Here is an 11,682-nt window from a genome sequence, read left to right on the forward strand (position 1 = left end):
TCTTTGCCGGGGCGTTTTGCCCCGGCACGGTTTAGCCCAGCGCCTTCGCCAGCAGAGTGATCGGATGCTCGCAGCGCTTGCTGGTAGACATCTCTATCTGCCACTTGCAGGTTTCGCAGTCGGTGATCACGATATCTGCGCCGCTCTCTTCAATCTGGCGAAACAGCGGGGCGCCGATCGCCTGTGACGTTTCGTAGTTTTCTCGCTTAAAGCCGTAAGTGCCCGCGATGCCGCAGCAGCGCGAGTCCAGCACCGTCAGCTCCAGCCCCGGAATGAGCCGCAACAGCTCAAGCGTATAGAGCGACCAGCCCATTTTCTCCATATGACACGGTGTGTGATACACCACTTTCAGCGGTAGTTCCCGCAGCGGCAGCGTCTGCCCGCTGTCCAGTTTGCGCCACAGGAAACGCGTCGCCAGCTCAATGTGCTCGCGCAGACCGGTGTTATCCACGTCCAGCAGGTGCGGATACTCATCACGCAGGGTGAAGGTACAGGTGGACGAGGTGGCCAGTACCGGAATTCCTTTATCAACGATGGCCTCGCGCAGGGATGTGACGTTGCTTTTGGCCTGTCTGCGCGCCTTATCGGTAAAACCGTTGGCAATCAACGGCACACCGCAGCACTTCTCTTTCTTCAGGAGCTGCACGCCGGTCCCCATCGCGTTGAGTACCTTCAGCAGATCTTTTCCCAGTTGCGGGTGGTTGTAGTTGACATAGCAGCCGTGGAAGAACGCGACCTGATCGGTGTACTGCGCCTGTTCCGCTGCCACGGATGTATACCAGCGCCGGAAGGTACCGTGAGAGTATTTTGGCAGGCTGCGGTGGTGGTCTATCTTCAGCGTCGCATCCAGCAGTTTTCGCACCGGCTTGAGAGACGTTGCAGCATTCACCAGCGGGGCAAAAGGCGTGGAGACACTGCCCATCAGGTCGGTGTGACTCAGGATCGCATCGCGCAGGGACGGCTTTTGCGTGCTGTAACGCGCGCGGGCTCGCTGGATGATATCGCCGATCTTCACGTCCGACGGACAGGCCACTTCGCAACGTTTACAGTTGATGCAGTATTTCAGCGCCTCATCATACAGCGCACCGTCTTTAAGACGCAGGCGCTCGCCGTCAGGCCCGGCCTGTTTCGGGCCCGGGTAGCGCGGATTCACACCGCTGACCGGGCAGACGGTGGTACAAACTGTGCATTTGAGGCAGCTTTCAAACCGGGTATCGTTCATTGCTCAGCCTCCATGCGCTGGCCAATTTGCTCTGCCACATACAGCGCCGTGATGGCGCAGACCCCGCCGCCGCAACCCTGAGCGATAGGATCGTATCCCCCCAGAAGAGAACCAATGGCATAGAGATTACTGACCGGCTGACCAGAACGTTGCGGGTGCAGTTGCTTATCGACAATCACGCCGAACTGCTGCCAGGGTTGCGGGGTGAAGAAATCACTCTGATACCAGTCCGCGCGGGAGGGCGTTTGCCGGACATCCAGTCCCATAATGGCCTCCTGGATGCCGTCCCGACGGCTCAGCAGCCCGTTGCTGAAGAAACTGCCGCTTGCCAGCACCGTATAACGCGCGCGAAGCGGAATATCAGCGTGATTACGCGTCCAGACTTCGCTCACCGAGCCATCCGTCAGGGTGATTTTTTTCACCTCGTCACCCGCCATCCACACGCCACCCTGAGCGATAAACCGCCGCTGAAGCTGGGTATGCAGGCGAATGCCGGGGACAGAAGGGGGAAGCGTCGGCAGCAGGCCAAGCGAGCAGGGCAGGCGATCCGAGAGCCAGCGCCAGAGCCGGTTGTCGCTTAAGCCAAAGCAGGCGGGCATAAACAGCGTGTCGCAACCTTCGGCAAGCGGCCGGAGCGCGGCATACAGCAGTGGCCATTTATCGTCGTTATCGAGAAAACGGGCAATATTCACCGCGCGAAACTCACTCGGGTTGTCGCGCAGGACGTCAAGCTCAGGAAGCTCTATCTCAGCCGTTTGTGCGTTCACGCCCTGGCGACAGAGCGATGCCGCAGCGAGGTGGGGCTGGAAATCAAGAAAACCGCTAATACCCACGACCAGGATCCGCCCTGCGTTAAAGGGGGCAACAGGCACCTCTTCCGGGCTGAGCCAGGCAGAGCGCAGGGTGCCGAGCGGGGTAACCCGATGATGATTTTTCCGGGCGTTACCCTGCAGCCGTGCGCCGCACTCGGCCAGAAGGGTTTCGGCTTCATGGGCGAGGCGGTCGACGGTGTCTCTGCCCGTCAGGTTATAGGGATGCTCTGGCGGCAGGGCATCGCGATACGCCTCATCCAGCAGATCCAGCGAACCCGACGAGAAGTGCAGTGCGCTCTGGCCCCGGGTGATGATGGCGCAGCGCAGCCCCTGCTTCGTTAGCCTGATACCACAGAGCAGACCCGCCAGCCCACCACCGACAATCACGGTATCAAATTTCATCCTGTTGCTCCTTCTCAAGACCGCACAGCCCCTGGTAGACCCAGCGGGTAAACTCGCTTTCACGCAGGGCATCACCCCAGGCGACAGGCTGAATGCCTTTCCAGCGTTCGTTCAGGAAATCACTGAGTTGTGCCAGCGACTGGGTGGCAGTGGTGGTATGAAAACGTTGTAACAACCCGGCGGCACGGCAGGCGCACAGCTCACCCTGGCAGGTGCCCATGCCCACGCGGGTGCGCCGACGTAAATCAAGCAGGCTGTTGACGGTCAGATTCTCCACGGCGTATTGCACTTCACCCGCCGTGACGGCTTCGCATTCACACACCAGGCTACGGCTCAGCCGTCCTTCCCCCAGCCAGACCGGCGTGCGGTCTCCGTGGCGGTAGATGGCGGAACCGCGCAGGGGGGCGGAAAGGGAGATGATTTTTTGCAGCGTTTTCTCGGTGGACTGACGTGAGCCGGGCAGAGGTTGCTCTGCGGTCACACACCGTTCGCTATTACCCAGCTTGCGACAGACGGCATCGGTTGCCCACTCGGCCATCAGGCGGTAGGTCATCAGCTTGCCGCCGGTGATGGTGATAAACCCGTCCATACCATCGCGCGCGGCGTGGTCGAGCAGCACGATGCCACGGCTGACGTTGCGCCCGCTCGGGTCGTTATCGCTCGCCACCAGAGGGCGCACGCCGGCATAGGCGCGAAGAATTCGGGTCTGCGCCATCACAGGGGCCAGCTTTTCCCCTTCGCGCAGCAGGATATCCACCTCGTCGGCGGTCACGCGGTTGTAATCAATCTCGCTAAAGTCCACGTGGGTTGAGGTGGTGCCGATAAGCGAAATGGTATCGCCCGGCACCAGGATGTCGGCATCAGAAGGTTTGCGGCAGCGGTTGATCACGTGGTTGTTAATGCGGTGGTCGAGGATCAGCAGCGAGCCTTTTGCCGGGAACATGCGCACAGACAGCTCGGCGTACTCCGCGATGCGTTGCCCCCAGATCCCCGCCGCGTTGACCACCACGGCGGCGTACAGTTCACCATGCTCCTTATACTGCGTATCAAAAACACGTACGCCGCAGACGCGGTTCCCTTCACGGATAAGCCCGGTCACTTCCTGCCCGGTCAGAACCTGTGCGCCGTGTTCACGGGCGTCCAGCATGTTCGCGGCGGTCAGGCGGAAAGGGTCAACCGTACCGTCCGGGACCTTCACCGCACCGATAAGGGCCGGGTTGACAGACGGTTCCAGACGACGCGCGAGTTCGGGGTCGATGACGTCAGCCTCAATCCCTGCAGCGCGGCAGGCGGTCACAAAGGTTGGCTGAAATGAGAGATCGTCTTCGGGGAGCGTAATGAACAGACCGTTGGTCGGTTCAATGCAGTGGCGGGCAATGCGTCTGAGGATCTGGTTTTCAGCAATGCATTCCCGCGCGGATTCGGGGTCGGTCACCGCGTAACGGGCACCACTGTGTAGCAGGCCATGATTGCGCCCGGTTGCGCCCGTCGCAATGTCATGGCGCTCCAGAAGCGTGACGCTCAGCCCACGCAGGGCGCAGTCGCGTGCGATGCCGGCGCCGGTCGCGCCACCGCCAATGATAATCACATCGCTGTAGCGAGGATCGTGAATTGTCATTGTTATCCCTCTGTGTTCGTTTTTTACCATTTAGCCACATCAAAACTGTGGTTTGTTTGATTTCGAACATAAACGAACGAAATTCGAAAGTGAAACGTGATTCCATGCGCTTTTCTGCGCACATTGTCATATTTCTGTAACAATTTGTGCGTTGATTCACAGTAACAATCACCGTGATTTCTTAACATCGCCGCCTCTCTGGAGTGTGGGGCAGTTAAACCCCTGTAAATTCAATACCTGGCCACGGAGGCTGTCATGCTCAGTATCTTCAAACCTGCGCCGCATCGGGCGCGTCTGCCAGAGGCAGAAATTGATCCGCTATACCGTCGTCTGCGTTGGCAAATCTTCCTGGGGATCTTCTTCGGGTACGCGGCGTACTACCTGGTACGTAAAAACTTTGCGCTCGCCATGCCGTATCTGGTGGAGCAGGGCTTTTCTCGTGGCGATCTGGGGTTCGCGCTGTCGGGGATCTCTATCGCCTACGGTTTTTCCAAATTCATCATGGGTTCAGTGTCCGATCGCTCGAATCCACGCGTGTTCCTGCCTGCGGGTCTGATCCTGGCGGCAGCGGTGATGCTGTTCATGGGCTTTGTGCCATGGGCAACCTCCAGCATCGCCGTGATGTTCGTGCTGCTGTTCCTCTGTGGCTGGTTCCAGGGAATGGGGTGGCCGCCGTGCGGGCGCACCATGGTGCACTGGTGGTCGCAGAAAGAGCGTGGCGGCATCGTGTCGGTGTGGAACTGCGCGCATAACGTCGGTGGCGGTATTCCACCTCTGCTGTTCCTGCTGGGGATGGCGTGGTTTAACGACTGGAAAGCCGCGCTTTATATGCCTGCCTTTGGTGCCATTCTGGTGGCGGTTATCGCTTTCGCCCTGATGCGTGACACGCCGCAGTCCTGTGGCCTGCCGCCGATTGAAGAGTACAAAAACGACTATCCGGATGATTACAGCGAGCAGCATGAAGAAGAGCTGACGGCCAAACAGATCTTCATGAAGTACGTCCTGCCCAACAAACTGCTGTGGTATATCGCGGTGGCCAACGTCTTCGTGTACCTGCTGCGTTACGGCATCCTCGACTGGTCACCTACCTATCTGAAAGAGGTGAAGCATTTCGCGCTGGATAAATCCTCCTGGGCTTACTTCCTCTATGAGTACGCCGGGATCCCGGGGACGCTGATTTGCGGCTGGATGTCGGACAAAGTGTTCCGGGGTAACCGTGGTGCGACAGGCGTCTTCTTTATGACGCTGGTGACCATTGCCACCGTGGTTTACTGGCTCAACCCGCCGGGTAACCCGTCAATCGATATGGCCTGTATGATCGTCATTGGCTTCCTGATTTACGGCCCGGTTATGCTGATTGGTCTGCATGCCCTGGAGCTGGCGCCGAAGAAAGCGGCAGGTACGGCGGCCGGCTTTACCGGTCTGTTCGGTTACCTGGGCGGTTCGGTCGCGGCGAGCGCCATTGTGGGCTACACCGTTGACTTCTTCGGCTGGGACGGCGGCTTTATGGTGATGATTGGCGGTAGCGTGCTGGCGGTGCTGCTGTTGATTGTGGTGATGATTGGTGAAAAACGTCATCACGCCGAAATGCAGGCGCGTCGTCAATAAGGAGAAGGCTGATGAAATTAACTTACGTAGCAACGGGCCTGCTGCTGGCGGGCCTGATGACAGGCTCAGCGCTGGCTAACGAGAAAATGGTTATCGCCCATCGCGGCGCAAGCGGCTATCTGCCAGAGCACACGCTCCCGGCAAAAGCGATGGCCTATGCGCAGGGGGCAGATTATCTCGAGCAGGATCTGGTGATGACCCGTGACGATCAGCTGGTCGTCCTTCATGACCACTATCTTGACCGCGTGACGGACGTGGCTGAGCGTTTCCCGGACCGCGCCCGCAAAGATGGTCGCTACTACGCCATTGACTTTACGCTGGATGAGATTCGTTCGCTGAAGTTTACCGAGGGTTTCGAGGTTGAAAACGGCAAGAAGGTGCAGGTCTATCCGGGACGTTTCCCGATGGGTAAATCTGATTTTCGCATTCATACCTTCGAAGAAGAGATTGAGTTTGTTCAGGGACTGAACCACTCAACCGGGAAAAACATCGGCATCTACCCGGAGATAAAAGCGCCGTGGTTCCACCATCAGGAAGGGAAGGACATTGCCGCGAAGACGCTGGACGTGCTGAAAAAGTACGGCTACACCAGCAAGCGCGACAAAGTCTATCTGCAGTGTTTTGACGCCGCTGAGCTGAAGCGCATCAAAACCGAGCTGGCGCCAAAGAGAGGGATGGATCTCAATCTGGTACAGCTGATTGCCTACACCGACTGGAATGAAACTCAGGAGAAACAGCCCGACGGCACGTGGGTGAATTACAACTACGACTGGATGTTTAAGCCGGGCGCAATGAAACAGATCGCGCAGTACGCCGACGGTATCGGACCGGATTACCATATGCTGGTGGCGGAAGGCTCAACGCCGGGCCACATTAAGCTGACGGCAATGGTGAAAGAGGCGCACGCCAGTCATATGCAGGTTCATCCGTATACGGTGCGTGCGGACCAGCTTCCGGCTTATGCGACGGACGTAAACCAGCTGTACGACGTGCTGTATAACCAGGCCGGGGTGGACGGGCTGTTCACCGATTTCCCCGATAAAGCCGTGCAGTTTTTGAAGTAAAAGAAAAAGGGCCGTAAGGCCCTTTTTTATGTCGCCCGGAGGGGCGGTTTACATCTCAATCTCTATATCGCCTTTTGCCCGGCAGCAGCAGGGCAAAATTTCACCTTCGTTGATGAAGGCCAGCGGTTCGGTCAGCCAGTCCACTTGTCCGGCGACTAAACGGCAGCGACATGAGCCGCAATAGCCTGAGCGGCATTGATACTCCACTTCAACCTGATGCGCCTCAAGCGCAATCAACAGGGAAGGGTGTTCTTCCCGGCACAGCACTTCGGTACCGGAAAGGCTAAGCGTTACGCGGCTCATCAGAGCTGGAAGTCGCTCAGGTCGTCGGTATTAACTTCAGAGTCAATCTGCCCGACCAGATAAGAACTGACTTCCACTTCCTGTGGCGCAACCTGCACGTTATCGGATACCAGCCAGGTGTTGATCCACGGAATTGGGTTAGAGCGGGTTTTGAACGGCAGCTCAAGCCCGACCGCCTGCATACGGATGTTGGTGATGTACTCAACATACTGGCACAGGATATCTTTGTTCAGGCCAATCATGGAGCCGTCGCGGAACAGGTAGTCTGCCCACTCTTTCTCCTGCTGAGCGGCCAGCACGAACAGGTCATAGCACTCCTGTTTGCACTCTTCGGCAATTTCAGCCATCTCCGGATCGTCTGTACCGCTGCGCAGCAGGTTCAGCATATGCTGGGTGCCGGTCAGGTGCAGGGCCTCGTCACGGGCGATCAGACGGATGATTTTGGCATTACCTTCCATCAGCTTGCGTTCCGCAAAAGCGAAGGAGCAGGCGAAGCTCACATAGAAGCGGATGGCTTCCAGTGCGTTAACGCTCATCAGGCACAGGTAAAGCTGTTTCTTCAGCGCGCGCAGGCTCACGGTGACGGTTTTGCCGTTCACGGTGTGGGTGCCTTCGCCCAGCAGATGCCAGTAGCTGGTCATCTCGATCAGTTCGTCGTAGTAGTGCGCAATACCTTCAGCACGTTTCTGGATCTGCTCGTTAGTGACGATATCGTCAAACACCACCGCCGGATCGTTAACGATGTTGCGGATAATATGGGTGTAAGAGCGGGAGTGGATGGTCTCAGAAAACGCCCAGGTTTCCACCCAGGTTTCCAGCTCCGGAATGGAGATCAGCGGCAGCAGCGCCACGTTCGGGCTACGGCCCTGAATGGAGTCCAGCAGCGTCTGGTACTTCAGGTTGCTGATGAAGATATGCTTTTCGTGCTCCGGCAACGCCTGGAAATCGATACGATCGCGAGAGACGTCAACTTCTTCCGGGCGCCAGAAGAAGGAGAGTTGCTTTTCAATCAGCTTTTCGAAGATGTCATATTTTTGCTGATCGTAGCGTGCCACGTTGACCGGTTGCCCGAAGAACATCGGCTCTTTGAGCTGGTCGTTTTTCGTCTGTGAAAAGGTGGTGTATGCCATGAATTGGAGTCCTGTCTTACGAAATAAAGGCGGGGATATCCCCGCCCTTCATTAGATCTTACATGCGCCGCTTTCGCAGCCATCGTCCTGAATTGACGGTGCCATGTCATCCTGAGCGTCTTCCGCACCATCACGGGTGTTGTGATAGTACAGGGTTTTCACACCAAATTTGTAGGCGGTGAGCAGGTCTTTCAACAGTTGCTGCATCGGTACCTTGCCAGACGGGAAGCGCGTCGGGTCGTAGTTGGTGTTAGCAGAAATCGACTGGTCGATAAACTTCTGCATGATCCCCACCAGCTGCAGGTAACCGTCGTTGTTTGGCATTTCCCACAGCAGCTCGTAGTTGTCTTTCAGCAGCTCGTAGTCAGGCACAACCTGACGCAGGATACCGTCTTTCGACGCTTTAATGCTGACGTGGCCGCGCGGTGGTTCAATACCGTTGGTGGCGTTAGAGATCTGTGAAGAGGTCTCAGACGGCATCAGGGCAGACAGCGTGGAGTTACGCAGGCCGTGAGTCTTGATGGATTCACGCAGCGCTTCCCAGTCCAGATGCAGCGGTTCGTTAGAGATCGCATCCAGGTCTTTCTTGTAGGTATCGATCGGCAGAATGCCTTTCGCATAGGTGGTTTCGTTGAACCACGGGCACGCGCCTTGCTCTTTCGCCAGCTCGTTGGAGGCTTTCAGCAGGTAGTACTGAATCGCTTCGAACGTTTCGTGGGTCAGGTTGTTCGCGCTGCCGTCGGAGTAACGCTTACCGTGTTTCGCCAGCCAGTAGGCAAAGTTGATAACGCCGATACCGAGGGTACGACGGCCCATTGCTCCACGTTTTGCCGCCGGGATTGGGTAGTCCTGGTAATCCAGCAGGGCATCCAGCGCACGCACGGCCAGCACCGCCAGCTCTTCCAGCTCTTCCAGGCTCTTGATAGCGCCCAGGTTGAAAGCAGAGAGGGTGCAGAGCGCGATTTCGCCGTTTTCGTCGTTAACATCTTCCAGCGGTTTGGTCGGCAGGGCGATTTCCAGGCACAGGTTAGACTGGCGCACTGGCGCAACCACCGGGTCAAACGGGCTATGGGTGTTGCAGTGGTCAACGTTCTGAATGTAGATACGGCCGGTAGAGGCACGTTCCTGCATCATCAGGGAGAACAGGTCAACCGCCTTAACGCGCTGCTTACGGATGCTGTCGTCTTTTTCGTATTTGGTGTACAGACGCTCGAACTCATCCTGATCGGCAAAGAACGCGTCATACAGGCCCGGAACGTCGGACGGGCTGAACAGGGTGATGTCTTCACCTTTCAGCAGACGGGTGTACATCAGCTTGTTGATCTGTACGCCGTAGTCCATGTGACGAACGCGGTTGCCTTCAACGCCACGGTTGTTTTTCAGTACCAGCAGGCTTTCCACTTCCAGGTGCCACATTGGGTAGAACAGGGTGGCTGCACCACCGCGTACGCCGCCCTGAGAGCAGGATTTTACCGCGGTCTGGAAGTGTTTGTAGAACGGGATACAGCCGGTGTGGAACGCTTCACCGCCGCGAATCGGGCTACCCAGTGCACGGATGCGACCGGCGTTGATGCCGATACCGGCACGCTGGGAGACATATTTCACGATGGCGCTGGAGGTCGCGTTGATGGAATCCAGGCTGTCACCACACTCGATCAGAACGCATGAGCTGAACTGACGGGTTGGGGTACGCACGCCAGACATGATTGGCGTAGGCAGAGAAATCTTGAACGTGGAAACCGCATCGTAGAAACGCTTCACGTATTCCAGACGGGTGTCACGCGGGTAGTTAGAGAACAGGCAGGCGGCCACCAGAATATAGAGGAACTGGGCACTTTCGTAGATCTCACCGGTCACACGGTTCTGAACCAGGTATTTGCCTTCGAGCTGCTTCACCGCCGCGTAAGAGAAGTTCATGTCGCGCCAGTGATCGATAAACCCGTTCATCTGCTCGAACTCTTCTTCCGTATAGTCTTCCAGCAGATGCGTGTCGTATTTGCCCAGCTCAACCATTTTCACCACGTGATCGTAAAGCTTTGGCGGCTCAAACTGGCCGTACGCTTTTTTACGCAGGTGGAAAATCGCCAGACGTGCAGCGAGGTACTGATAATCCGGGGCTTCACGGGAGATGAGATCCGCCGCAGCCTTGATGATGGTTTCGTGGATATCAGATGTCTTGATGCCATCGTAGAACTGAATGTGAGAGCGCAGTTCAACCTGGGAGATAGATACGTTATTCAGTCCTTCTGCTGCCCAGTCGAGAACACGATGGATTTTGTCCAGATTGATACGCTCGGTGGTACCGTCGCGCTTAGTCACCAGCAGACTCTGATTCATGTGGGTTTTACCTGTCCGTGAAATAAAAAATATCCCCCGCTTATCCACAGATCCGTCTTGTGACTAACTCTGTGGATAAATACTACATATAGGGGGTTTGCGATAAGAAAAACGCTATATGGTGAGTATTCTAGTATCGAATCTTTTCAGCACAAGGGTTGATTTTGACGTTAAATTGAGGTTGTCAAAGGGTAAAAAAGGCTAAGTCCTCGTACCGTAAGGCCTGGAAGAGATGTCAATAATTAAGAAAAAAATTCAAAATTTGATCGAGTGCTGATTTCTTCAACGGGAGGTCAGAATTGCGCAACATGATGTCGCGCAATCTTTATAAGAATAATGGATGACGTCAGTCGTTTTTGGCGGTTGTATGCAACATATAGTTAACATCTACACCCGGTGCGAGTTTGAATTTATCGGTCAATGGATTGTAATGCAGACCGGTGATGTGCTGCTCCTTGAGCCACGTCTGATCAACCCAGCTCAGTAATTCAGCAGGCTTGATGAATTTCTTCACGTCGTGCGTGCCTTTTGGCACCATACGCAGCACATACTCCGCCCCGACGACCGCCATCAGCCAGGCTTTTCCGTTTCGGTTGATCGTCGAGAAGAAGACCTGGCCGCCCGGTTTCACCAGTTTTGCACAGGCGTGAACCACGGACTGGGGGTCGGGAACGTGCTCCAGCATCTCCATACAGGTCACCACGTCGTACTGATGGGCATGCTTTGCCGCATGTTCTTCGACGGTTTCCTGCACATATTCCACCTGCACTCCAGATTCCAGCGCATGAAGACGGGCAACCTGCAGCGGTTCAAAGCCCATATCCAGACCGGTGACGGTGGCCCCTTCGCGCGCCATGCTTTCTGCCAGAATGCCGCCGCCGCAGCCGACGTCGAGCACTTTCTTACCGAACAGGCCGCCGGAACGCTCCGCGATATAGCCCAGACGCAGCGGGTTAATGCGGTGCAGAGGTTTAAACTCACCTTCGAGATCCCACCAGCGGGATGCCACCGCTTCGAATTTGGCAATCTCTTCATGGTCAACGTTGTGAGCCACCGGGGATTTTTCGGCATTCATGGGCGCTTTTACTCCTTATTTTGCAAGACTTCGGAGTATATCAGCCCGCGCGGTTGAATAAAGCTTATTGGTTTACCTCAATCACCGCGGCTGTGTTATAATTTGCGACCT

At 56.4% G+C, this 11,682-nt stretch carries 9 protein-coding genes; 2 read left to right on the forward strand and 7 right to left on the reverse strand.

Annotation, left to right across the window (positions count from 1 at the left end):
• Positions 1-31 precede the first annotated feature (31 nt).
• The 3 genes from glpC to glpA are packed head-to-tail and all read right to left on the reverse strand — an operon-like array spanning position 32 to position 4,054.
• Complete coding sequence (glpC, locus tag F8561_RS19610) at positions 32-1,222, reverse strand: anaerobic glycerol-3-phosphate dehydrogenase subunit GlpC (protein ID WP_151887802.1); 1,191 nt, start codon at positions 1,220-1,222, stop codon at positions 32-34.
• Positions 1,219-2,436 carry a glycerol-3-phosphate dehydrogenase subunit GlpB gene (gene glpB, locus F8561_RS19615; RefSeq protein ID WP_151887803.1) on the reverse strand — a complete coding sequence of 406 codons (1,218 nt, stop codon included), beginning with the start codon at positions 2,434-2,436 and terminating at the stop codon, positions 1,219-1,221. The genes glpC and glpB overlap by 4 nt, the downstream gene beginning before the upstream one ends.
• Complete coding sequence (glpA, locus tag F8561_RS19620) at positions 2,426-4,054, reverse strand: anaerobic glycerol-3-phosphate dehydrogenase subunit A (protein ID WP_151887804.1); 1,629 nt, start codon at positions 4,052-4,054, stop codon at positions 2,426-2,428. Before glpA ends, glpB begins: the two co-directional genes overlap by 11 nt.
• A gap of 255 nt (positions 4,055-4,309) precedes the next feature.
• Between glpA and glpT the strand changes: the two genes are divergently transcribed.
• A complete protein-coding gene (gene glpT / locus F8561_RS19625; protein ID WP_025203601.1) occupies positions 4,310-5,662 on the forward strand; it encodes a glycerol-3-phosphate transporter in 1,353 nt (450 codons plus the stop codon).
• An 11-nt stretch (positions 5,663-5,673) separates the two neighbouring features.
• Complete coding sequence (gene glpQ / locus F8561_RS19630) at positions 5,674-6,726, forward strand: glycerophosphodiester phosphodiesterase (protein WP_151887805.1); 1,053 nt, start codon at positions 5,674-5,676, stop codon at positions 6,724-6,726.
• Between the two features lie 48 nt (positions 6,727-6,774).
• On the opposite strand, the gene yfaE is transcribed toward glpQ, so the two are convergent.
• The 4 genes from yfaE to ubiG form a co-directional block, all read right to left on the reverse strand.
• Entirely contained in the window at positions 6,775-7,029 is a 255-nt protein-coding gene (gene yfaE / locus F8561_RS19635) for a class I ribonucleotide reductase maintenance protein YfaE (protein ID WP_014170967.1), read from the reverse strand.
• Positions 7,029-8,159: a class Ia ribonucleoside-diphosphate reductase subunit beta gene (gene nrdB, locus F8561_RS19640; RefSeq protein WP_014170966.1), complete on the reverse strand. Its 1,131-nt coding sequence runs from the start codon at positions 8,157-8,159 to the stop codon at positions 7,029-7,031. The genes yfaE and nrdB overlap by 1 nt, the downstream gene beginning before the upstream one ends.
• A gap of 51 nt (positions 8,160-8,210) precedes the next feature.
• Positions 8,211-10,496: a class 1a ribonucleoside-diphosphate reductase subunit alpha gene (gene nrdA / locus F8561_RS19645; RefSeq protein ID WP_020883162.1), complete on the reverse strand. Its 2,286-nt coding sequence runs from the start codon at positions 10,494-10,496 to the stop codon at positions 8,211-8,213.
• A gap of 346 nt (positions 10,497-10,842) precedes the next feature.
• Positions 10,843-11,571 (reverse strand): bifunctional 2-polyprenyl-6-hydroxyphenol methylase/3-demethylubiquinol 3-O-methyltransferase UbiG, encoded by a 729-nt coding sequence (gene ubiG / locus F8561_RS19650; RefSeq protein ID WP_014170964.1) that lies wholly within the window; start codon positions 11,569-11,571, stop codon positions 10,843-10,845.
• Positions 11,572-11,682: the final 111 nt, after the last annotated feature.

This window comes from Enterobacter sp. 198 (assembly GCF_009025585.1).
GTDB lineage: Bacteria > Pseudomonadota > Gammaproteobacteria > Enterobacterales > Enterobacteriaceae > Enterobacter > Enterobacter ludwigii.